Source organism: Brevundimonas pondensis (assembly GCF_017487345.1).
GTDB lineage: Bacteria > Pseudomonadota > Alphaproteobacteria > Caulobacterales > Caulobacteraceae > Brevundimonas > Brevundimonas pondensis.
Window position 1 is genome coordinate 2,647,798 of record NZ_CP062006.1, and the last position, 22,451, is coordinate 2,670,248.

Genomic DNA, 22,451 nt, shown 5'->3' on the forward strand with positions numbered 1-22,451 from the left:
TGGAACTGAATAGGAGATCGACCAATGACCACAGCCTCTGAAAACCCGACCGACAAGATGCAGTACATCCTGTGCAGCCTGTCCCGGAATTGGTGGGCATTCGTGTTACGCGGCGTGCTCGCATTGATCATCGCAGTGCTAGCCTTCGTCATGCCTGCGGAAGCGCTTCTGGCGCTCACGCTGGTCTTCGGCGCGTTCGCCTTTGCCGACGGCGTGTTCGGCCTCGTCGCCGCGATACGTAACATCCGCAAGGGCGAACGCTGGGGCTGGCTGATGTTCAGCGGCATTCTGGGCATCGCCACGGGCGTCGTCGTAGTTGTCTCGCCTTTTGTCGCGACGCTTGTGCTTGCGACATTCCTCTGGGCCAGCATCGCCTTCTGGTCCGTGTTCTCGGGTGCCCTCGAGATCGCGGCAGCGATCCGCCTGCGAAAGGAAATCAACGGCGAAATCTGGCTGATCCTCAGCGGCCTTCTCTCGGTCGTTCTCGGTGTCGTCGTGACCTGGATGCTGCTGACGCGCCCGGTCGAAAGCTTCCTCGCGCTCGGCTGGCTGATCGGCTTCTACGCCGCGGTCTTCGGGGTGATGATGATCCTCCTCGGGCTACGGCTTCGCAAGGCGGATCGTTCGGGCGGTGCGGCCTTCGATGACGCTCCCCCATCGGCAAAGGCGTGAGGTGCCCTGTGGTGGATGACGAGCGACTTGCCGGCGAGGAGCACGATTTCACCCGATGGGACGAAACGATCTTCGACCGTTGCCTGAGCACCGGCTTCAATCCGTTCGGCAGCGGTCCGACGCCAATCTTCCCGCGGCACCGAGACGCAGAGGCGCCGGACGCCGATGCAAAGCCGTGCATGCCACCTGACACCGAAAATACGGGGTGCTGATGTCGAACCGCCTGCCTGACTTGGCATTTGCTGCTGCGGCCGCTGCCTTGGGCATCGGAATCGTTTTCGTTTTTCGTTCGATGTATCTTGCCGAAGACATACTGCCTTTCGCGCAGGAGATGACGCTCATCTTCCTCGGCGCTGTCGTGACGATCATTCTGACCGCGGCGCTTCTCAATCGCCAGACCGATCTCGAGCTTCGCAAGGAAGGAAGGGTCATCATCCTCCAGCAGCAATGCGACATTTACATGGCCTGTATCGAGAAGGTCGCAGAGATCGTGGAAACCGCAAGGCACGATGCGAAGCTGATCGATGAACTGCGTGTTCTCAGCCACAAGCTGGCTGTGGTCGCGAGTGCAGGGGTCGTGTCCAGCTTCGAGCAGGTACTGGAGAGCTTGCAGTCCGGTTTTGCTGACGGCACGCTCTCGGACGGGGACGGAGAGGGCGTGATGAATGCCGTCGCCGATCTCACGATAGCGATGCGGTCGGACGTCCTGCACGCTGCTGCCTTTCCTTCGCAGAACACCGAACGCGCCGTTCGCCTGAATTCGAGGCGAATGGAAAAACTCGACGATCTCGAACGTCACCTTCTCGTATCCACCGACACCCGGGAGAACTGATATGCGCGGCCATAATCGCCCACCATTCCCGCCGAAAATTCCCGGAACCGATCAGCCATCCTGGGACGTGCCGACGGCAATCATCTACCGTCCTGCCCGTTCCGCGATGACATCGGCGCCTCGGCCCAACTACTGGGTCCTCGAGTTCGAGCCGTCCCGGCCGCCGCAGATCGAGCCGCTGATGGGATACACGTCCAGCGGCGATCCCTATCGTCCGATTCGGCTGAAGTTTCCGGATCGCGACAGCGCCGTGGACTTCGCAGAGCGGCAGGACTGGCATTATGTCGTGCGCGAGGACGCTGGGGGAGCCCGGATGGCGAACCCTTGGGCGGGTGAGACGCGCCACCGGCTGCACAGGGGCGTCGATGCCCCGGGAGCCTTCCGGGTCCCCTTCCGCCCGGATCGCGGCCTCTCAAGAGGCGTCCAGCATGAGAGCACGGCCAACCCGTCTACCAGCGACAGGGAGAGTTTCGATCCGGTCCTCGAAGCCTCGCTCGAATCCTTCCCCGCCTCTGATCCTCCGGCGTGGACGGTGACGTGACCCCCTGAAACTCCTCCAGGAATAGCTAGAGTCCGCCCCAACGAAGGACGGACAGAATGAAGCGATCAAGGTTCACGGAAGAGCAGATCATCGGGATTCTGCGGGAGCAGGAGGCCGGTGTGACGACGGCGGAGGTGTGTCGGCGTCACGGGGTCAGCTCGGCGACCTTTTACAAATGGAAGGCCAAGTTCGGCGGGCTCGACGTGTCGGAGGCTCGGCGGCTGAAGACGCTTGAAGACGAGAACGCCCGGCTCAAGCGGATGCTGGCGGACGCGATGCTGGACAACGTGGCCCTGAAGGACCTGCTGGGAAAAAAGTGGTGACGCCGGCCGGTTGGCGCGAGGCGGCAGGTCATCTGCAGGCCGCCCACGAGATGAGCGAAAGGCGGGCATGCCGTGTTCTGGGCATCGATCAGACGAGCGTGCGGTATCAGGCGACGCGCCAGGACGACGGCGCCCTGCGTGACCGGCTGAGGGCCCTCGCCCAGGAGCGTCGCCGTTCGGCTACTGCCGCCTGCTCGTCCTGCTGCAGCGCGAGGGCCATGCGGTCAACAAGAAGCTGGTTCAGCGGATCTATCGTGAGGAACGGCTGACGGTGCGCCGGCGCGGCGGGCGGAAGCGAGCAATGGGCACGCGGCGACCGCTGGACCTGCCGCTGGTGGCCAACCAGCGCTGGTCGCTGGACTTGGCTGCTACGCGCCGCCCTCCGGGTCGTCTCTGACCAGATGACGGACGGGCGGCGCTTGCGCATGCTGACGGTGAGCGACAACTGCACCCGCGAGTGCCTGGCGTTGGTGGCCGACACCTCGCTGTCGGGCGCTCGGGTGGTGCGAGAGTTGGACGCCGTCATCCGGCAGCGGGGCCGACCCGACACGATCGTCAGCGACAACGGCACGGAATACACCTCGAACGCCGTCCTGGCGTGGGCCGACGACACCGGCGTCGGCTGGCATTACATCGCGCCGGGCAAGCCCCAGCAGAACGGCTTCAATGAGAGCTTCAACGGGCGCCTGCGTGACGAGCTGCTGAACGAGACGCTGTTTCGATCCCTGCCGCACGCGCGCGCGGTGCTCGAGGCCTGGCGGCGTGACTACAACGAACGGCGACCGCACTCGAAGCTCGTCTGGCTGACGCCGCAGGCCTACGCGCAAGCCCTTGCTGGAAACGCCGGGCGGCCTGCTGCGCTGGTTGACGGCTGCGCAGGCCGCCCTATTGCCAACCCAACCAATCTCTACCCCCGATCAACCTCGGACTCTTGTTGTGGCTGAATGAGAAACGGGGGTCACGTCAGTGGGATTCGAACCCACGGATGGCTCACACCGTCGCTAGTTTTCAAGACCAGTGCCTTAAACCACTCGGCCACCCTTCCTTGCTCAGTATCGCCCGCCGCTTACGTTCGGCATCTGATCAACGGTCGGCTCGAAAGCGGACATCGCCAAGGACTGCGTTGAGTCGAGGCTGTGTGAAAACGCCTTGGTATGGAGCGAATTAGGCTAGCCTCCTGAGGTCAGCAGGAGGTGGGTAGGTGATGCTTTAGGCCGTCGCGATCTGGCCCTGCAGGGCTTCGATCTGATCCAGAGGGATCGCCAGACGCGAGACCGCCTCGGACGCCGTGCCGATGACGGCCGACTTCGTGGCTGATCCCGCCAACAACCCGGCCGCCGCGCCTGCATTAAGCGAAAGAAGGATCGTCGCCGTCATGACGACCGTCAGCACGGCTACGACTTCCACAAGAGAAAGGAGGCCGTAACGCCAGCCCTTGCCGACATTGGCGAAAAATTGCGGCCCGCCCGTTTAGCCCAGAGCAAAAATGAAGAGAGCGAAGGCGACCGCCTTGAGGTCCGGGTCGAGACGCACCCCGCTCTGACCCAGGACCAGGGCCACGATCAGCGTGCCGCAGACGCCGCCCAGCTGGACCGGCCCGACCCGGATCATGCCGATCAGATGACCCAGGGCCAGCGCCAGAAGCAGCGCCATCTCCGGGTGATCGACCAGCAAGGCGCTCACCGGACGAAATCATATTTGAGGCTGGCCAGCAGCCGGGTCACATCGCCCTCCCGGCCGTTCTGGAGTTCATGACGCCCGTAGAGCGCCTCGACCCCGACCGAGAAGCTGGGACTGACCGCCCAGATCAGGTTGAGCGCGCCATATCCGCTGGATCGAAACGCGGTGGGGGCGAGAAGGTCGTCCCTTTCCAGAACCACCACGCCGCCGACCAGATTCGACCGTCACCTCGGGCTCCATTGCCGCGTGTATCCAAGATAGCCGCCATAGGCGGACAGGGTGCGGACATCGCCGCCTGGCTCGATCAATGCGTCGTAGCCCCGTCCGCCCAGATCATTGAAATAACGCGCAACCCCGTCGCCATAGGTCAGCCCCGCCATGGCGAAATCGCCGCCCAGCTTCGCCAGGCCGGAAAGACCGATCCCGTAGCCTGGGGCGCTTTCGTCCCGTTCGCCTTCGCTATAGCCGATTTGCCGGATGACGGCCGAGGCCTGGACATGGCCCCAGGGACGCTCCAGTCGCAAGGCCCCCGCCACGTCCGGCGCCGGTTGACCTCCCGCCTGACCCGATCCCAGCGTCAGGTCTGATGAAGGATACTCGACCGACAGGACGGCCGTCGCGCCGCCGCCCAGTTCCAGATCTGGCGGATCGCCGCCACGCGCAGCAGCGCCTCTGCATTGGGGCCTTCGTCGTCGAGCGTCTCAGGAAAGGCGTCCGAGTCGGTGAAGGCGCTATAGCCATAGCCGGCATAGGTGTTGCCCACCTGACCATGGGCCTGGCGCAGCCGAAAGGCGGCGCTGCCCGCCTCGCCGTAGAAGTCGTTCTCCAGATAGAAGCGCAGCGGCCCCAAGGCGCTGGACCGCCGCACGTCGAAGCTGAAACGGGTCGCGTTGGCGTCCAGATTGGCGTTTCGGGCGTCCCCCCCCGCCGATCGGAATGGTCGCCGTGACCAGCTTGTCCGGATTGCCCGCCGGGCCGAAGTCGTAGATGGCGTTAACCTTGGCGAAGCCGCCCAGCTTCACCATCGTGTCGGTCCCGGGAATGGAAATGAAACCCCGCAGTTGCGGATCATTCGGCGGCGCGGCCGTATCCGCCCGCGCCACGCCGGTCAGCTCGTCGCCGATGGTGTAGCGGTTCGGCAGAACCGTCGAGGAGGCGGTCGCTAGCGCTTCAGGCGTCGAGGTCGCCGGAGCCGCGCCCGGTTCTCGGGCCGGCGGCGACGGGCGCGCCGCCGCCTCGACCGCGTCCAGCCTCGCTTGAAGCACGGCCACGGCTCGACGCAGTTCCACGACTTCGCGCGCCAGGGCGTCGGCGTCCGAGGCCTCCTGCGCCAGAGCCGGCGCGGCGACCGTCACGGCGGCACTGGCGATCCATGCGACAGTCTGTGGATGCAACATCCCGCCCCCCGACCTGAACACCTGACCCGAAGCCAACGCCGCAAGCAGAGCCAAGCTCCGCAATGCCGCCATGATCGCGCCATAATTTTACCCAAGCCTCACACATCGCTTCCGATGCAACCCGAACCGCTCTGACGCGATTTAAGGTCAAGCTCGCCGCCTGTGCGGGCGCGGCGCCGGCGTCGCCGCACCACCTTGAGGGGGTTTTCGATGACCAGATCAGGGCCGAGAACGCAGGGCGCATGGCGACGTCGCCTGCCTCTTTTTGCCCTGACGACGACGTTCGCCCTGCTCGGCTCCACAGCGCTCGCCCAGGATGCAGTCCCCCTGTCCTTCGAAGCCGCCGCCGCCCGGCTGGACATCGCCTCCAGCATCCGCAGGGCCTCCAGCGCCGAGGTGACGGCGGCCGAGGAACAGGCGGCGGCGACGCGCACGCTCAACCGGCCGACCATCGCCGTCGACGCCCAGGTGCTGCGCTATCAGAAGACCTTCGACATCTCCCTGTCCGACGCCCTGGGTCAGGCCGAGTCTGTCGCCAATCAGTTGCTGCCCGGCATCATCGGCGACCTGCCCGGGGTCCCCGGCGACATCTTGCAAGCCATCAACGACCGGCTGCAGACCGCCTTGCCCGAGTTCTTCGCCAGCCTGCCCGGCAGCGTGCGGCTGAAGACCGCCGATACCAGCTTCCGTCCCGTCGCCACCGCCGTCATGCCGATCTACACCGGCGGCGCCATCCCGGCCCTGCGCGACGCGGCCGGTGCCAATGTCGACATGGCCCGCGCCCGGCAGGCCGAGGCGGGCAATCTGGAAAGCGTCAATCTGGTGCGGGTTTATTTCGGCCAGATCCTGACGCGCGAGGCCCTGACCATCGCCCGCGACACGCGCGACGGCTTCGACCTGCACCTGCGCAACGCCCAGGCCATGGAGCGCGAGGGCTTCCTCAGCGCGGCTCAACGCCTACAGGTCCAGGTCGCCCGCGACGCCGCCCAGCGCCAGCTGGACCGCGCCGAACTGGAGCATGACACGGCGGTCCAAAGCCTGTCCCGTGCGCTAGACGTGTCCACGGCCGTCGCCCCGACGAGCCCCCTGTTCGTCAACTCGACCCCGCCGGGCCCTGTCGACGACTTCATTGAAGCCGGGATCAGCGACAATCCCCGCGTCGCTCTGGCCGGCGCGGGCCGCGACCTGGCCGAGGCGGGCGTCGATCTGGCGCGGTCGCGGATGCGGCCGTCGGTCTATGCCTTCGGCGCCTATAACCTGAACCGCGAGGACGCCCTGCCGACCGAGCCAGACTGGGCCGTCGGCGTCGGCGCCCGCTACACCCTGATGTCGTCGCTGGATCGCGGGCGTCTGGTCAGCGCCGCCCGCGCCCGGTCGCAAGCCGCCGAACAGTTGCAGCGTCAGGCCCGCGACGAGGTGCGCATCCTGATCATCCGCACCTACAACCTGGTCGAGCTGTCGCGCCGTCAGTTCCTCTCGCTGGACTCCAGCCTGGAGGCCGCGACCGAGAACCTGCGGGTTCAGGACCTGTCCTTCCGCGAGGGCGAAGCTCCGGCCTCGGCCGTCATCGACGCCCGCAACCTGCTGGGCGCGGCCCGCTTGCAGCGCGCGGCGGCGGCCTATGAGTATGAGCTGGCGCTGGCCGCCCTGCTGGCCGCCAGCGACCGCAGCGACGAGTTCGTCAACTACCTGCAACGCGCCGACCGGGTGATCGCCCCATGACCGAGAACGACCCCGTCGCTGATATTGCCGCTGACCCGACGCCGCCGCCCCGTCCGCGACGCACACCTCCCGTCCGGTCCCTGCTGATCGCCCTGGCGGCCCTGGCCGTTCTGGTCTTCGTCGTGATCGGCCTGTTCCTCGCCGCCCGCCCGGCCCCGCCCCAGGTGCAGGGCATGGTCGAGGCCGAGACCTTCACCGTCGCCACCAAGGCCCCGGCCCGCGTCGAGAAGATGTTGGCCTCGGCCGGCGACCGCGTCGTTCCGGGCCAGGTGCTGGCTATCCTATCCAGCCCCGAGATCACCGCTGCCGACCAACAGGCCGCCGCCGCCCTGCAAGGCGCCCAAGCCGTTCAGGAACTCAGCCGCGTCGGCGCCCGGCCCGAGGACATCCGCTCGCTGGAATCCATCTGGCGCAGCGCCCAGGCCGCGGCCCAGTTGGCCGCCCAGACCGCGCGACGGGCTGAAAACCTGTATGCCGAGGGCGTCATCTCGACCCAGCGTCGCGACGAGGCGGTCGCCGCCCGCACCGCCACCGCCGCCCAGTCCGAGGCCGCCCGTCAGCAATACCTGAAGGCCGTCGCCGGCCCCCGCAGGGAAGAAAAGACCATCGCCGACGCCCAGGTCGCCGCCGCCCGCGCCGGCCTCGGTGGAACGGCGTCGCTGCTGGCTGAAACGCGGCTGATCGCCCCCGCCGCAGGCGAAATCGCCGAACGCTTCTCCAATCCCGGCGAACTGGTGCTGATCGGCGTGCCGGTCTTCACCGTGGTCGATCTGGATCACGCCTGGGTCGCCTTCAACCTGCGCGAGGATCAGTTCAACGGCTTGAAGATCGGCCACACCGTGCGCGGCGACATCCCCGCCCTGAACCGCAAGGGCGTCGCCTTCCGCGTCAGCTTCATCAGCCCCCAGGGCGACTTCGCCACTTGGCGCGCCACCCGCCAGTCGCGCGGCTATGACGTGCGCAGCTTCGAGATCCACGCCAAGCCCGTCGCCCCGGTCGAGGGCCTGCGTCCAGGCATGAGCGTCCTGTTCGACTGGCCCGCCCGGTGACCACGCCGACTGGCGGCGGCGTCTTCGGCCGCGCCCTGCGCGCCGAGATCGCACACCTGGCCCGCAGCCGATGGGACCTGATCCTGCTGATCGCCATGCCGGTCGTGCTGATGATCGTTGTCGGGGCCATGCTGTTTCAGGGCGTGGTGCGCGACGTACCGGTCGCCGTGGTCGATCAGGACCATTCCGCATTCAGCCGCGCCGCTGTCCGCAATATGGAGGCCAGTCCCGGCGTACGCGTCGTGGCCCAGCCGACCGACCTTGAAGCCGCCTGGCCCCTGATGCGGTCGGGCCAGATCTACAGCCTCGCCTATATCCCCCGCGGCGCGGAGAAGAACGCCTTTCGTCAGCCGGACGCGGTGATCGTCTATTACAACGGCGCCTTCCAGACCGTCGGATCGCTGGCCGCCTCAGCCCAGACCACGGCCCTGACAAACGCCGCCGCCCCTCTGATCGCCGACCGGGCGCGGGCGCTGGGCGTGCCCGCCGCGCGGTTGAAAACGCCCGCCGTGCAGGTGACCATACTGGGCAACCCCCAACTCAGTTTCGAGCTCTTCCTCGGCGGGCTGATCATGCCGGGCGTCCTGCATCTTCTGATGGCCTGCGCCTCCGTCATGGGGGTGGGCCGCGAACTGCGCGGGGGGTCGCTGAAGGACTGGTCGGCGCGGATGGACGGACGGCTGACGGCGGCGCTGGCGGGCAAGCTGACCCCCTATGTCCTGACCTTCACCTTCTGGGGCGCGGTCTGGATCGCCTGGCTGTGCGGCTGGCGCGGCTGGGGCGTCGAGGGCAGCCTGGTGATGCTGCTGGGCGGCATGCTCGCCCTGATGGCGGCCACCGCTGGCATTTCAGCCCTCCTGGTCGCCCTGACCGGCGGCATGGATGTCAGCTTCTCGGCCACGGCGATCTATGCCGGCTCGGCCATCGCCTTCTCCAACGGCACCCTGCCCCTGCTGCACGGCCCGGCCTTCGCCCGGTTCTGGAGCGCCGTCCTGCCCTTCACCCACTACCTGCGGCTCCAGAACGAGCAGATGGTGCTGGGCTCGGACGTAGCCGCCTCGCTGGCGCCGTTGCTGATCCTGCTGGGCGTCGCCGCCGGAACCTTCGCCCTCTCGATCCCGCTGGCCCATCGCCGGGCCGGACGCGCGCCCAAACCCGAAGACCTCAGCCTGCACCTGCCCACCCGCAGCTTCGGCGGAGCCTTTGTCGGGACCTTCGCGGGCATCTTCAGGCACCGTCCCCTGTCGAGCACCATCCTCCTGGCCGTGGTCGCCTACGCCTTCTATTATCCCATGGCCTACGTCGGTCAGACGCCGGTCAAGCTGCCAGTCGCCGTCGTCGATCAGGACCATTCAGCTTTCAGCCGGCGGCTGGTGCAGGAGATAAACGCCACCCGCGCGTTGGACGCCGCCACCGTCACCGCCTCTCCCGCCGAGGCCGAACACATGCTGCGCAACGGCGAGGTCGACGCCGTCATGCACATTCCCGAACGTTTCGAATCCTCGCTGATCCATGGCGACGCCAAGGGGGTCGGTCTCTATCTGAACGGCGCCTATCTGGTTCGCGCCACGGCGATGGGCAAGGCGCTGGGCGGGGCGGCCGCGGCCGCCGCCGAACAGACACTCACCCCGGTCATCGAGGCGACCCGTCTGCCGGAGCGCGCCCCGGCCATGGTGCAACGTCCGCTCTACAACACGACGGAAGGCTACGGCAGCTATGCGGTCCCGGCGGTCAGCGCCATCATCCTGCAACAGACCCTGCTGCTGGGCGCCGCCCTGTTCGCCGGACTGCGCCGTGAGACCAACGCACAGGCCCTGTCGACCCGCAGCTTCCTCGGCCTGTGGGCCGCCCTAACCCTGATCGGCAGCGTCGCCAGCCTCTTCTATTTCGGCTTTGTCTTCTGGTTTCAGGATTATCCGCGCATGGGCGACCTGTTCGGGCTCATCCTGGCCGTGCCCGTCTTCGCCGCCAGCGTCTCGGCCTTGGGTCTGGCCATCGGCAGCCTGTTCGACAGGCACGAGCGCGCCATGCAGATCCTGGTCGGAACCTCGGTTCCGCTGTTTTTCCTCGGCGGCGCCGCCTGGCCCCTGTTTCTGATGCCTGAACCTTTGGTCTGGCTGGCCCGCCTGTCACCGTCGACCTCGGCTATCCAAGCCTTCGTCAAGTTGAACGCTGCAGGGGCGACCTTGGGCGAGGTGGGGCCAGAGCTTGTGACGCTTTCCGCGTTGGCGGTCCTTTGGAGCACGGCAGCTTGGTTCAGACTGAAGCGTGCCTAATCTAGCCTACAAACTGACCTTGCAATGTCTCCAACGAGTCAGGCCCGATCGTTCGATTGAGCTAGTTTTCGCGCCTTGGCGAGCTCCAGCGTAGGCGCGCCGACGTGGACGATCCTGAGAACTATCTGTCCTTGGTTGGGTGGGCCGCTTGATAGGGCGGAACGTCCGCATTTCGGCTGGAAGCCAAAGTCGCAGATCGACCCATTGCGGACGTCATCGTTTTGAGATCACAGTGTTCACATGGCCAGACACTCAGTCTTGATCTTGATCGCACTGTCCATGACGGGATGCGTTCAAACAGGACGTATCGCGGTGATCTCGTCGAGCGGATTTTATAGCGCCGAGGCAGAGAACGCGTCTGTGACCCTTCGATCCAGCCTGCGCTTGGATCGTTTCGAGAACAACGTGCGCCCCGCTGAAGCCGTAAGCTATATCTGTGGTGAATACGAGCACTTCAGGACGGCAAGCCGCTTGCTCGAAACTGATGCACGGAACGTCTACTCCGCGACTTTCCCTTCGATATCTCAACGTGCTGTTTGGCAATCAAATGGTCAGGTTGACCAAGGGTGGCCAGCAGAACTGGTCAAGGCCAAGGGTATCTGTCTTCGCGTGGAAGCAGCTCAGATGCTGAGCACAACTCTTGCGACCAACGAGGTTGTATTGCCGCATGAGAACGAGGTCCGCTAACCACCCCCTACAGACTCTCCGAAGGTCCGCTCCAGGGCGATGGACTGGCGCCTGCATCGAACGCCTGCGCGCGATTTCGTAGTTCCGGCGGTGGTGCGCCCGGAGCGATTCGAACTTCTATATCGACAGGTTGAACCTATCCGCGATCGACAGGCACCTGAGTGGCCCCGACCGCGGTGAACACCGTCTGCATGGTGCTCCCGGTCAAAGGGAAGGCAGAACTAGAAAGCCTCCGGGAGCAGCCGCCAACGGCAGCGGACGAAGCGCGGTCTCCGTGGGCAGCCGATGTCATTGACGTGGGAATTCGTGCCCGTTCGCGGGAACGAAAAGGAAATAAAAGCAGAACTGCGTGTGCAAATTTTGCACACGCCGACCCGCAACTTACTGATTATACGCCACAATCACCACCATCCATCATGGGGGCGACGGACAGTCTGTGCGGCGGGTGTTGCGTCATTGCTCAGGCGGTCAGGCGACGGGAAGGCCGGCTATATAGGCCAAACCTTCCCCCAGCGCGAATGCGGCACAGGCAGAGGCTCAGACGGCTTCACTTCTATCGAATGCCTCGCGGCGCCGTTGCACCTTGTCGTGCATGGCCCTCAACACCTCGTTCACCGCTCCAGCGTGGCAGCCGATCCGCCCCTGGAGGCGATGTTCGATCCCGCGCCGCGCCTCATCCTCATAGCTTTCTTCGTATAGCCTGAAGGCGGGGGACGCGGGCGCAATATCCAGCCCCTTGATCACCTCATAGGCGTCCACCATCACATTGAAGACGGCGGGTTCGATGTCGGCGACGTCACCGTACCAGTTGAGGGCCGCCTCCACGGAGGGCGGTCTTTTCCCCTTCCTAACCCGTTTGGCCGCCTCCTCGGCGGCGCGCTCGATCAAGGCGCGCTCGATGAGACAAACCCGCATTAGTTCCACCGACAGAGTTGGATCGAAGTCCGACACGACGCTGATGCTGCTTAGAAGCTCGGCTTCATGGTGAAAGAAATTTCTTAGTGCTTTCAGCGAGACGAAAGATGGAGAGCCAAAGAACGTGTCCCGTCTATCGCGAGGAAGCTTGTCACTGAAGCTGTGCAACGAATTGAACAGGTGAAACAGCGTATCCTCGTCCGCCCTCTGACAATGGGCATAGTAGTCGCGAAACAGGCGGTCCGTCGCCGCTTGCAACGTCCTCATGGCGCCCCCGAGCATTCATTCAGAACCAAGCCTTTATCCCAACCACGAGGCGCGTGTCTTCAGGGTCGTCGCCGCGCGCCTTGGCGTAATCGGCGGTGTCGCCGAACGACCGGCTCCACTCGACCCCGACATAGGGGGCGAACTCCTTGCGGATTTCATAGCGCAGGCGCAGCCCCGCCGTGACCGAGCTCAGGCCCGAACCGACCTCCAGCTCGGGGATGTCGCTGGCCGACAGGGCCACTTCGATCGCCGGTTGCAGAATCCACTTCTGGGTGATGCGCTGGTCGTATTCCGCCTCGGCGCGGGCGGTCAGATCGCCCTCGGTCGACAGGAAGGCGGCGGCGCTCATTTCGAACCAGTAGGGCGCGACGCCCTGAACCCCGACGGTCAGGTGGGTCGTGTCGTCGCCGTCGGAACGGAAGTCCTGTCGCACGCCCGCCTGCACGTCCCAGAAGGGCGCGACCGCGCGGCTGTAGAGGGCCTGGATCTCGGCGTCGTGCAGCTTTCCGTCGAAGGCGCCCTCGCCCTCGGTCTTCCACCAGAATCGGTTGATGTCGCCGCCGGTCCAACCCTGGGCGTTCCAGCTGTAGCTCTTCTCGCCGTCGCCGAAGCCGGCCTCGATGGAGTCGATCAGGACCGCCGTCGTGCGCACGTCGCCGTTCTCGACCAGAAGTTGCTTCCTCGACGCCGCCATGACGGCGGGATCGAACAGCAGGTCCGCCGCATGAGCGGGCGCAGCGCGGGCGGCGGCGGGCGGCGGGGTCTCGACCATGCGGCCGCCGACCGCATCCACGCTGGTCGGGATGTTGGGCGCGCCGCCGGCCATGGCCGACATGTCATGACCGGCGTGAGGATCGGCGGCGGGCGTCTGGCCCATGTTGTGACCCGCATGAGGATCAGCCGCGGGCGCCGTGGCCGGAGCCATCTGCATTCCGCTCATGTCATGGCCCGCGTGGGGATCAGTCGACGAGGCGCCGGGCATGGCGCAGTCATGAGCCATGCCGCCCTCGGCGCATTTCGGACAGGTGCAGGTCTTGTCCGTCGTTTGAGGCGGCGTCGCCGGGGCCATGTTGTGACCAGCATGAGGGTCCGCAGCAGGCGCCTGGGCCGGAGCCATCTGCATCCCGCTCATGTCATGACCAGCGTGCGGGTCTGCCGAAGCCGACGGAGCCGCGCCCATGTTGTGACCGGCATGGGGATCAGCGGCAGGCGCCGGGGCCGGAGCCGGAGCCGTCGGCATGGCCGCCATGTCGTGGCCAGCGTGCGGGTCGGCGGCGGGCGTCTGCGCCGGCGGCGCAACGCGTCGCGGCTGAGGCGCGGCGGCGCGCGGCCTGGGCTTGGACGTCGGGCGGGCTTGCGGCGGACGCGCTTGAGAAGGGCGAGCGGGGGCGGCGTGGGCGCCGTGGCCTGCATGGCCCCCGTGGCTCTGGGCGGCGGCGGAACCGGCGGCCAGCATCAGGGGCAGGACCGCGACGGCGGCGAACAGGGCGCGGCTCATCGGGCGGCTCCTTCTAGCGGACGAACCGTGACGACGTTGAACATCCCCGCGTGCATGTGCATCAGCAGGTGGCAGTGGAAGGCCCAGTCGCCGGGCGCATTGGCCGTCAGGTCGAAGGTGACTTTCGAGCCCGGCGCCACATTGACCGTGTGCTTCAGCGGCTGATGCCCGTCGTGACCGTTGACCAGCTCGAAGAAGTGGCCGTGCAGGTGGATGGGGTGGGCCATCATGGTGTCGTTGACCAGGGTGACCCGGACCCGCTCGTTCAGCTCGAAGCGGATCGGCTCGACCAGCTCCGAGAACTTGCGCCCGTCGAAGCCCCACATGAACCGTTCCATATTGCCGGTCAGGTGGATTTCCATCGACCGCGACGGCGGACGGGTGTCCGTATTGGGCGTCAGGGAACGCAGGTCGGTATAGACCAGCACCCGGTGATCCACGTCCTGAAGCCCCTGCGGCCGCTCACCCAAACGGTTGGCGGGCGCGGGCGCGATGGCGTCCACCCCGACGCCGACCGCCATGTCGGCGGGGGCGTTGTTGGGGTCGCGCATGCTCATGGCCCCGTGGTCCATCGGCGCGGCGGCGCCGCCGTGAGCGGAATGGTCCATCCCGGCCATGCCGCCGTGATCCATGCCCCCCATGCCCATATCGGCCATGGTCAGGTTGGGAACCTGGCGCAGGGGCGGGACCTCGGCCGTCATGCCCAGGCGCGGCGCCAGGGTGGCGCGGCCCATGCCCGAACGGTCGATGGCCTCGGAGACGATGGTGTAGGCGCGGTCCTCAAGCGGACGGACGATGACGTCATAGGTCTCGGCGACCGAGATCTGGAACTCGTCGATCTCGACCGGACGGACGTGCTCACCGTCGGCCTGAACCACGGTCATGGCCAGACCCGGAATGCGGACGTTGAAGATCGACATGGCCGAGGCGTTGATGACGCGCAGACGCACCCGCTCGCCAGGCCGGAACAGGCCGGTCCAGTTCTCCTGCGGGCCGTGGCCGTTGATCAGATAGGTATAGGTCGTGCCGTTGACGTCCAGGATGTCGCGCGGGTCCATCCGCATCCCGCCCCACATCCGCCGCTCGGCCAGGCTCATTCCGTCCGACCCGTCCAGCAGGCCCGCCAGGGTGGTCTTCTGCATGTTGAAGTAGCCGGGGCTCTTCTTCAGCCTGGCCAGGATCTCGTGCGGATGCAGGAAGCTCCAGTCCGACAGGACCAGAACGTGCTCGCGGTCATAGCCGACCGGATCGACGCCCGCCGGGTCGATGACGATGGGGCCATAGTGGCCCATGGCCTCCTGCAGGCCCGAATGGCTGTGATACCAGTAGGTGCCCGACTGCTTGATCGGGAACTCATAGACGAAGGTCTCGCGCGGCTTGATGCCGGGGAAGCTGACGCCCGGCACCCCGTCCATCTGGAAGGGCAGCAGCAGGCCGTGCCAGTGGATCGAGGTGTCCTCGTCCAGGGTGTTCGTCACCGACAGGCGCACGTTCTGGCCCTCGCGCATCCGCAGCAGGGGCGCGGGCAACAGGCCGTTGACGGTGAAGGCGTGGCCGGTGCGCCCGCCGACGGTGAAATCGGAATGGCCCACGGTCAGGTCGATGTTCGGCCCCGTCAGCGTCGGCAGGTCGGCGCGCAGCCCCGGCGAACCCGTCTGGGCCCAGGCGGGCATCAGCCCCGAAAGACCAAGCAGTCCACCGCCCGCGGCCGCGCCGCGCAACAGGGACCTGCGATCGAGAGCCATGCTCGACATGGAGGGCATTATCCTTCTTGTAGCGTCCCGCGCCAGACGAACGCGACGCGGGGTTCACTGGCTATTACGCGGCCCGGCCCGACACCCCTTGCGACAGGACGCCACAGAGGGCCCAAGACGACCATGTCGGGCGCGAGGGATGGCCGCGACTCGCGCGTAGGTTCATGCAGGGACGCGCTCAAGGACACGAGATGGAGCGCGAGGGGATCTATCGTCAATGAAGCTGCTTCGGCTATCCACTCAGATCCACAAATGGGTCGCCCTGGTCATCGGTCTGCAGGTGCTGTTCTGGGTCGGCGGGGGACTGGTGATGACCGCCATCCCCATCGAAACCGTCCGCAGCGAGCATCGCTTCCAGAAGCCGGACTATCCGGCCTTCGCCATCGACGCCCTCATTCCGATGCATACGGCGGCGGCAGGTCTGTCGGCCCCGATCGACAAGGCCGAACTGCGCCACACCCCGCGCGGCCCCGCCTGGGTCTTTACGCCCAAGAGCGGCGAGCCGGTCATCCTGTCGGCCCTGGACGGCAAGCCTTTCCCTGCCTTGCCGCGCGCCGAGGCCCTGCGTCTGGCCCAGGCCGCCTATCGCGGCGAGGCCCAGGCCGAAAAGGCCACCCTGTTCGACGAGGCCCCGCGCGAGACGGGCCGCGAGGGTCCGCTGTGGCGCATCGACTTCAATGATTTCGAACACACCAGCTTCTACCTGTCGCCAGAAACCGGCGAGGTCGTCACCCGGCGCTCGGGCGTCTGGCGCTTCTATGACTTCTTCTGGCGGCTGCACATTCTCGACTTCAAGAACGGCGAGAACTTCAACCATCCGACCCTGATCATCCTCACCATCCTGACGCTCAGCATGGTGATCAGCGGCTTCATCCTGCTGTGGATCAAGCTGGCCCGCGACTGGACGGTGCATCGCGCCACCCGCCACAAGCTGGCGCAGAAGGCCTGACCGCGACCTAGAGGGATGCCGGCGGCGCCAGCATCCCCATGGCCCCGACCAGAGCCAGGATCAGAAGACCCAGGACCAGTTCCGCCCCGAGGCTGAGCCTCAGCCCCGCCAGACCGCCCTCGCCCCGTTCCAATGCGGGCGTTGAGCGGAAGCGGTGCAGCGCCGCCAGCCCCAGCATGGCCACGAAGGCCGCCAGCTTGGCCGCCAGCAGCCTGCCATAGGGCGTGGCCCCGAGGCTGAAGACCTGCTCAACGCTGACCAGAAAGACGCTGTTGATCAGGCCGGTCACCAGCAGGGCGGTGACGCAGAGCGTCCCCACCCGTGCAAAGCCGCCGAGCGCCGTCGCCAGGGCGGCTTGCGACGCCGCATCCCCCTCGATCCGCCGCGTCGCCAGAACCGCGAAGGCGAAAACGGCGCCGATCCAGATCAGGGCCGCCACGACGTGCAGGATGTCGGCGGTCAGGTGAACCCAGCGCCCCGCCCCCTCGGTCGCCGCCCCGTGTCCGGTCCAGGCGAAGCTGGCGGCGACGATCAGGCCCAGCAACAGGGCAACCGGCCACAGCCCTCGTCCTGGGCGCAGGACCAGAACGGTCAAGACCAGCACAAGCGCCGCGCCTGCCCGCACCGCATAGGCCGCGCCCAACGACGTGCCGCCGAGGACGAAGCCGAGGGCCTCCGGGTTCAGCGCCTGATCCAGCGCCCCGGCCATCAGCCCGGTCTGCAGGGCCAAAGCCGCCAGCGCCAGCAGCAGCAGAGCCGCCGCGCTACCCGCCAGGACCGGACGCGCCCAGCGTGGCGCCTGCCCCCCGAAGACCGCGCCGCCGTAAAGCATGAAGGCCGGCAGACCCAGCACTACGGACCCCGCCGCATACTGGGCCGCGCGCAGCCCCATCAGCCAGGCCTCCACGGTCAGCGCACGGTGAAGGGAACGGAACCCGTCATGCGGTGACCGTCGCTGGAGGCCAGACGCCAGTTGATCACATAGGCCCCCGCCGCCAGCGGTCGGACCACGGGCGCGCTCAGCGTCCTGCCGTCCTCGCTGACCGTGGTGCGCACCGGCGTCTTCACGCCCGCGGCGTTGACCACCTCGAAGGTCGAGAAGGCCGGGGCCATCTTCTCGCTGAAGGTCAGGCTGATGGCGCGCGGCGAGGCAACCGTCGATCCCGCCGCCGGGGTCGAGCTGACCAGACGGGCGTGGGCGGCGGCGGCGGACGGCAGCATCAGAGCCGCAGCGACGGCCGCGACAGGCACAAGACGAAACAGGGACATGACGGGCTCCTAGAGGGATTTCAGCTCTCCGAACCCATACGCGTCGGCCCGATCACGCCCTCACCGAGGGGTGTTGACCTTACCATGACAGGAAGGTTTAGAAGGTTCTGGCTGAATAACGACGAAAGGCTCCGCCGATGTCCGACGCCACTCTCAAAGTCCTTGGCCTGCCGGTCCTCGGCATGACCTGCGCCAGCTGTGTCGGCCGGGTCGAAAAGGCCATTCGCGCCGTGCCCGGCGTGACCGAAGCTAAGGTCAACCTGGCCGCCGAACGGGCGCAGGTCTCGATCAACGCCGAGGGTTCGCCCGGCGCGGTCGCCGCCGCCATCCGCGCCGCCGGCTATGAGCCGCTGAAAGAAGACGTCGTCTATCCGGTGCGGGAAATGACCTGCGCCAGCTGCGTCGGTCGCGTCGAAAAAGCCCTGGCCGCCGTGCCCGGCGTCCTCAGCGCCAGCGTCAATCTGGCCACCGAGCGCGCCACCGTCCGCTTCCTGTCGGGAACTGTGAGCTTCCGCGATCTGGCCGCCGCCGTGCAGCAGGCCGGCTATGTGCTGGAGCAGCCCGAACAGGGCGACGCCGAGGCCGGTGATCGCGAACAGGCCGCCCGCGCCGCCGAGATCCGCAACCTGGGCCGCGCCGTCCTGATCGCCGGGATCGCCACCTTGCCCCTCTTCGTGCTGGAGATGGGCTCGCACTTCATCCCCGGCATGCACCACTGGCTGGCCGAGACAATCGGCGTGCAGAACTGGCGCTTGATCAGCTTCGTCCTGGCCACCTTCGTCCTGTTTGGACCCGGCCTGATCTTCTTCCGCAAGGGCGTGCCCGCCCTGTTGCATCGCGCCCCGGACATGAACTCACTGGTGGTGCTGGGCGCCAGCGCGGCCTGGGCCTTCTCCACCGTGGCGACCTTCGCCCCCGCCCTGCTGCCCGAGGGCACGGCCAACGTCTATTTCGAGGCCGCCGCCGTCATCGTCACCCTGATCCTGGTCGGCCGTTGGATCGAGGCCCGCGCCAAGGGTCAGACCAGTCAGGCCATCCGCCGCCTGATGTCGCTGCAGGCCAAGACCGCCCGCGTGGTGCGCGACGGGCTTGAGCAGGACGTGGCCATCGACAGCGTCCAGCCCGGCGACGTCGTCGTGGTCCGCCCCGGCGAGCGCGTTCCCGTCGACGGCGTGGTGACCGAGGGTGCCTCGTGGCTCGACGAATCCATGCTGACCGGCGAACCCATCCCGGTTGAGAAGAGCGCGGGCGCCAAGGTCGTCGGCGGCACCCTGAACACCACCGGCGCCTTCCGCTTCGAGGCGCAGCAGGTCGGCGCCGAGACCGTGTTGGCCCAGATCGTCCGCATGGTCGAGACGGCCCAGGGCGCCAAGCTGCCCATTCAGGCCCTGGTCGACCGCGTCACCGGCTGGTTCGTGCCGGTCGTCATGGCCGTGGCCGTCCTGACCTTCGCCGTCTGGTATCTGCTGGGCCCCGATCCGGCGCTGGGCATGGCCCTGGTCGCCGCCGTGGCCGTGCTCATCATCGCCTGCCCCTGCGCCATGGGTCTGGCGACCCCGACCTCGATCATGGTCGGCGTGGGCCGCGCCGCCGAACTGGGCGTCCTGTTCCGCAAGGGCGAGGCGCTGCAGGCCCTGCAAGGCGTCGATCTGATCGCCTTCGACAAGACCGGCACCCTGACCGCGGGCCGTCCCGAACTGACCGACCTGAGCGTGGCAGAAGGTTTCGCGGAGGACGAGGTTCTGGCCCTGGTCGCCGCCGTCGAGGCCCAGTCCGAACACCCCGTGGCCCGCGCCCTGGTCGAGGCCGCCGCATCACGCGGCCTGAGCGTCGCCCGACCCGAGAACTTCGCCTCCGTGCCCGGCAAGGGCGTGGCGGGTCTGGTCTCAGGCCGTCGCATCGAGGTCGGCGCCGACCGCTACATGGCCGATCTGGGCCATGACGTCGCCGCCTTCGCCGAGGCCGCGGCCCGTCTGGGCGACGAGGGCAAGACGCCCCTCTACGCCGCCATCGACGGCAAGCTCGCCGCCATCATCGCCGTGGCCGACCCGATCAAGGCGACCACCCCCGCCGCCATCGCCGCCCTGCACGAGATGGGCTTGAAGGTGGCCATGATCAGCGGCGACAACCGCCGCACCGCCGAGGCCGTCGCCCGCCGCCTGGGCATCGACGAGGTCCACGCCGAGGTCATGCCCGACGGCAAGGTCGCCGCCATCACCGCCCTGAAGACCGGCGGGCGCCGCATCGCCTTCGTCGGCGACGGGGTCAACGACGCCCCGGCCCTGGCCTCCGCCGACGTGGGTCTGGCGGTCGGCGGCGGCGCCGACGTGGCCATCGAAAGCGCCGACGTGGTCCTGACTGGCGGCGACCTGCGCGGCGCGGTCGCGGCGGTCGGTCTGTCGCGCGCCACCATGAGCAACATCCGTCAAAACCTGGCCTGGGCCTTCGGCTACAACGTCCTGCTGATCCCGGTCGCGGCGGGCGTCCTCTATCCGGCCTTCGGCTACATGCTGTCGCCCATGCTGGCGGCGGGGGCGATGGCCCTGTCCAGCGTCAGCGTGGTGCTGAACGCCCTGCGCCTGCGCGTCTTCAAACCCCACATTCCCGGAGCCGCCCAATGAACATCGGCAAGGCCTCTCTCGCCACCGGCGTCTCGGCCAAGATGATCCGCTACTACGAGTCCGTCGGCCTGATCCGGCCCTCGGAGCGGACCGAGAGCAACTATCGCGACTTCAGCGAGCGCGATCTGAACGACCTGCGCTTCATCCGCCGCGCCCGCAGCCTGGGCTTCTCGGTCGAGGAGATCAGCCACCTGCTGTCCCTGTGGCGCGACCACAACCGGCCCAGCCGCGAGGTCAAGGCCATGGCCGAGAAGCACGTCGCCGACCTCGACGCCCGCATCAAGGAGATGCAGGCCATGGCCGACGCCCTGCGCGATCTGTCGCATTGCTGCGCCGGCGACGACCGCCCCGACTGTCCCATCCTGTCCGACCTGGCGGGTTCGCCCGCCGCTGTTTCCCAAGGAGTTCCCCAATGATCGCCCTGACCATTCCCAAGATCCGCTGCGGCGGCTGCGTCGCCAGCGTCGAGAAGGCCATCCACGGCGTCGACGCCTCGGCTGAAATCACCGCCGACATCGAGGCCCGCCGCGTCGAGGTCGCCACCAACGCCGACCGTCAGGCCCTGATGACCGCCCTGGCCGACGCCGGCTACCCGGCCGAGGCGGCCTGACCATGAACAGGATGAAGATCGCCACCCTCGCCTTCGGCGCCGCCATCCTCGGCGGCGCGGGCTTCCTGCTGAACGGCCTGCCCACCGTGGCCCAGGCCTCGGACATGACCGTCTACAAGAGCGATTCCTGCGGCTGCTGCGGCGGCTGGGTCGAGCATATGCGCAAGGCCGGCTACGCCATCCGCGTCGTCCCGACTGACGACCTGGCCCCGGTGAAGATGCGTCTCGGCGTGCCGGAATCCCTGTGGGGCTGCCACACCGCCGTCGTCGACGGCAAGGTGATCGAGGGCCACGTCCCCGCCGCCGCCGTCAACGCCTTCCTGAAATCGCCCGGCGCATCGCGCGGCATCGGCGTCGGCGGCATGCCCACCGGCTCGCCCGGCATGGAGGCCCCCGGCTACGCCCCCGAACGCTACGACGTCATGCGCTTCGGCACAGGTCAGCCCGCCCGCTTCATGACCTTCGAGGGCGCGAACCCGGTTCGTCGCTAAAAGCGAAAAGGCCCCGCCGGATCATCGGCAGGGCCTTTTCGTATTCAGTCCCTGACCAGGCCGCCGTCGACCACCAGATTCTGTCCCGTCACCGCCCGGCTCCACGGCGAGGCGAAGAACAGCACCGCATCGGCGAACTCCTGCGGCGTCGTCACCGAGCGCAGCGGCGTCATCCCGGCGATCAGGTCGAACACCGCATCCGGCGTCGCCGCGCTGGCGTCCGTGGTCCGCAGCAGACCGCCCGAGACCATGTTGACCGTGATCCCCGACGGCCCCAGATCCCCCGCCGCCGTCCGCGTCAGGCTGAGCAGAGCGGCCTTGGCGGCGGTGTAGTCGTGATAGGGCACGACCGGATTCTGGAACAGGTTGGTGCCGATGTTGACCACCCGGCCGAACTTCTGCGCACTCATGCCCGGCGCCGCAGCCTGAATGACGTTCAGCGCGCCGCGGATCACGGTCGAGAACTGACGCTCCATGTCCTCCCACGGAATGTCCGCCATCTGGGCCCGCGCATCGCCGTTGAAGCTGTAGTCCAGGGCGTTGTTGACCACAGTGCTGATCGGCCCGCCGAAATGGGCCTGCGCCTGCGCAACCATGGCCTCGACCGCCGCGCGGTCGGTCACGTCAGCCTGGAGGGCGATGGCGCGTTCGCCCAGTTCGTCGGCCAGTGCTTCGGCCTGCTCGCCGCTGGCCCGCCAGTTGATCACCACCCGCGCGCCCTGCCCGGCGAAGGCCCGCGCCGCCGCCGCGCCCACGCCGCGCGCGCCGCCGGTGATGAGAACGATCTGATCGCGGATTTCCATGCCTGCCTCACGCTGAAGAACGAAGCCGAGCCATAGGCCGCGCCCTCGACGAAGGCCAGCCGCAGACCTCGACGAACGCAGGTTGCATTTAGTCA

22 protein-coding genes and 2 pseudogenes are annotated in these 22,451 nt (G+C 67.3%); 13 read left to right on the forward strand and 11 right to left on the reverse strand.

From position 1 onward, the window contains the following. The first annotated feature begins 24 nt into the window (after positions 1 to 24). From IFE19_RS13210 to IFE19_RS13225, 4 genes and pseudogenes are all read left to right on the forward strand, one after another. On the forward strand, positions 25 to 672 hold the full coding sequence (locus IFE19_RS13210) for an HdeD family acid-resistance protein (protein WP_207823037.1): 648 nt from the start codon (positions 25 to 27) through the stop codon (positions 670 to 672). Between the two features lie 211 nt (positions 673 to 883). After that, positions 884 to 1,504, forward strand: coding sequence for a hypothetical protein (locus tag IFE19_RS13215; RefSeq protein WP_037094075.1), 621 nt, complete (start codon positions 884 to 886; stop codon positions 1,502 to 1,504). A gap of 1 nt (position 1,505) precedes the next feature. Next, entirely contained in the window at positions 1,506 to 2,045 is a 540-nt protein-coding gene (locus IFE19_RS13220; protein WP_087139585.1) for an NADH dehydrogenase ubiquinone Fe-S protein 4, read from the forward strand. A 56-nt stretch (positions 2,046 to 2,101) separates the two neighbouring features. Beyond that, a pseudogene (locus tag IFE19_RS13225) lies at positions 2,102 to 3,312 on the forward strand (IS3 family transposase). Between the two features lie 265 nt (positions 3,313 to 3,577). On the opposite strand, the pseudogene IFE19_RS17700 reads toward IFE19_RS13225, so the two are convergent. The 5 genes and pseudogenes from IFE19_RS17700 to IFE19_RS13255 form a co-directional block, all read right to left on the reverse strand. Next, a pseudogene (locus IFE19_RS17700) lies at positions 3,578 to 4,021 on the reverse strand (aspartate-alanine antiporter-like transporter). A 26-nt stretch (positions 4,022 to 4,047) separates the two neighbouring features. Further along, positions 4,048 to 4,251, reverse strand: a complete 204-nt coding sequence (locus tag IFE19_RS13240) for a hypothetical protein (RefSeq protein WP_207823041.1) — start codon at positions 4,249 to 4,251, stop codon at positions 4,048 to 4,050. A gap of 21 nt (positions 4,252 to 4,272) precedes the next feature. After that, a complete protein-coding gene (locus IFE19_RS13245) occupies positions 4,273 to 4,584 on the reverse strand; it encodes a hypothetical protein (protein ID WP_207823043.1) in 312 nt (103 codons plus the stop codon). A 41-nt stretch (positions 4,585 to 4,625) separates the two neighbouring features. After that, positions 4,626 to 4,811 carry a hypothetical protein gene (locus tag IFE19_RS13250; RefSeq protein ID WP_207823044.1) on the reverse strand — a complete coding sequence of 62 codons (186 nt, stop codon included), beginning with the start codon at positions 4,809 to 4,811 and terminating at the stop codon, positions 4,626 to 4,628. Next, positions 4,780 to 5,445 carry a DUF2059 domain-containing protein gene (locus tag IFE19_RS13255; protein WP_207823047.1) on the reverse strand — a complete coding sequence of 222 codons (666 nt, stop codon included), beginning with the start codon at positions 5,443 to 5,445 and terminating at the stop codon, positions 4,780 to 4,782. Before IFE19_RS13255 ends, IFE19_RS13250 begins: the two co-directional genes overlap by 32 nt. Positions 5,446 to 5,655: 210 nt before the next feature. On the opposite strand from IFE19_RS13255, the gene IFE19_RS13260 reads away from it, so the two are divergent. From IFE19_RS13260 to IFE19_RS13275, 4 genes are all read left to right on the forward strand, one after another. Next, positions 5,656 to 7,167 (forward strand): TolC family protein, encoded by a 1,512-nt coding sequence (locus tag IFE19_RS13260; protein ID WP_207823049.1) that lies wholly within the window; start codon positions 5,656 to 5,658, stop codon positions 7,165 to 7,167. Then, positions 7,164 to 8,216: an HlyD family secretion protein gene (locus tag IFE19_RS13265; RefSeq protein WP_207823051.1), complete on the forward strand. Its 1,053-nt coding sequence runs from the start codon at positions 7,164 to 7,166 to the stop codon at positions 8,214 to 8,216. Before IFE19_RS13260 ends, IFE19_RS13265 begins: the two co-directional genes overlap by 4 nt. After that, positions 8,213 to 10,492, forward strand: coding sequence for an ABC transporter permease (locus IFE19_RS13270; protein ID WP_207823052.1), 2,280 nt, complete (start codon positions 8,213 to 8,215; stop codon positions 10,490 to 10,492). Before IFE19_RS13265 ends, IFE19_RS13270 begins: the two co-directional genes overlap by 4 nt. 258 nt (positions 10,493 to 10,750) lie before the next feature. Beyond that, complete coding sequence (locus IFE19_RS13275; RefSeq protein ID WP_207823054.1) at positions 10,751 to 11,179, forward strand: hypothetical protein; 429 nt, start codon at positions 10,751 to 10,753, stop codon at positions 11,177 to 11,179. Positions 11,180 to 11,716: 537 nt separating this feature from the next. On the opposite strand, the gene IFE19_RS13280 is transcribed toward IFE19_RS13275, so the two are convergent. Genes IFE19_RS13280 through IFE19_RS13290 form a run of 3 tightly spaced genes read right to left on the reverse strand, consistent with a single transcriptional unit; the run spans position 11,717 to position 15,613 of the window. Beyond that, complete coding sequence (locus IFE19_RS13280; RefSeq protein ID WP_207823056.1) at positions 11,717 to 12,361, reverse strand: hypothetical protein; 645 nt, start codon at positions 12,359 to 12,361, stop codon at positions 11,717 to 11,719. A 19-nt stretch (positions 12,362 to 12,380) separates the two neighbouring features. Beyond that, positions 12,381 to 13,859 carry a copper resistance protein B gene (locus IFE19_RS17705; RefSeq protein WP_225910278.1) on the reverse strand — a complete coding sequence of 493 codons (1,479 nt, stop codon included), beginning with the start codon at positions 13,857 to 13,859 and terminating at the stop codon, positions 12,381 to 12,383. Continuing rightward, positions 13,856 to 15,613: a copper resistance system multicopper oxidase gene (locus IFE19_RS13290; protein WP_207823059.1), complete on the reverse strand. Its 1,758-nt coding sequence runs from the start codon at positions 15,611 to 15,613 to the stop codon at positions 13,856 to 13,858. Before IFE19_RS13290 ends, IFE19_RS17705 begins: the two co-directional genes overlap by 4 nt. Positions 15,614 to 15,830: 217 nt before the next feature. Between IFE19_RS13290 and IFE19_RS13295 the strand changes: the two genes are divergently transcribed. Next, positions 15,831 to 16,562, forward strand: a complete 732-nt coding sequence (locus IFE19_RS13295) for a PepSY domain-containing protein (RefSeq protein WP_225910279.1) — start codon at positions 15,831 to 15,833, stop codon at positions 16,560 to 16,562. 7 nt (positions 16,563 to 16,569) lie between these two features. Here IFE19_RS13295 and copD read toward each other — a convergent pair whose 3' ends face one another. Further along, a complete protein-coding gene (copD, locus tag IFE19_RS13300) occupies positions 16,570 to 17,469 on the reverse strand; it encodes a copper homeostasis membrane protein CopD (RefSeq protein WP_225910280.1) in 900 nt (299 codons plus the stop codon). Positions 17,470 to 17,471: 2 nt separating this feature from the next. Beyond that, on the reverse strand, positions 17,472 to 17,831 hold the full coding sequence (copC, locus tag IFE19_RS13305; protein WP_207823061.1) for a copper homeostasis periplasmic binding protein CopC: 360 nt from the start codon (positions 17,829 to 17,831) through the stop codon (positions 17,472 to 17,474). Positions 17,832 to 17,968: 137 nt separating this feature from the next. Between copC and IFE19_RS13310 the strand changes: the two genes are divergently transcribed. The 4 genes from IFE19_RS13310 to IFE19_RS13325 are packed head-to-tail and all read left to right on the forward strand — an operon-like array spanning position 17,969 to position 21,553. Then, a complete protein-coding gene (locus IFE19_RS13310; RefSeq protein ID WP_207823063.1) occupies positions 17,969 to 20,452 on the forward strand; it encodes a heavy metal translocating P-type ATPase in 2,484 nt (827 codons plus the stop codon). After that, positions 20,449 to 20,868 carry a Cu(I)-responsive transcriptional regulator gene (gene cueR / locus IFE19_RS13315; protein WP_207823066.1) on the forward strand — a complete coding sequence of 140 codons (420 nt, stop codon included), beginning with the start codon at positions 20,449 to 20,451 and terminating at the stop codon, positions 20,866 to 20,868. Before IFE19_RS13310 ends, cueR begins: the two co-directional genes overlap by 4 nt. Then, on the forward strand, positions 20,865 to 21,062 hold the full coding sequence (locus IFE19_RS13320; protein WP_207823069.1) for a heavy-metal-associated domain-containing protein: 198 nt from the start codon (positions 20,865 to 20,867) through the stop codon (positions 21,060 to 21,062). The genes cueR and IFE19_RS13320 overlap by 4 nt, the downstream gene beginning before the upstream one ends. A gap of 2 nt (positions 21,063 to 21,064) precedes the next feature. After that, positions 21,065 to 21,553, forward strand: a complete 489-nt coding sequence (locus IFE19_RS13325) for a DUF411 domain-containing protein (RefSeq protein WP_207823071.1) — start codon at positions 21,065 to 21,067, stop codon at positions 21,551 to 21,553. A gap of 44 nt (positions 21,554 to 21,597) precedes the next feature. On the opposite strand, the gene IFE19_RS13330 is transcribed toward IFE19_RS13325, so the two are convergent. Continuing rightward, positions 21,598 to 22,356 (reverse strand): 3-oxoacyl-ACP reductase, encoded by a 759-nt coding sequence (locus tag IFE19_RS13330; protein ID WP_207823072.1) that lies wholly within the window; start codon positions 22,354 to 22,356, stop codon positions 21,598 to 21,600. Positions 22,357 to 22,451: the final 95 nt, after the last annotated feature.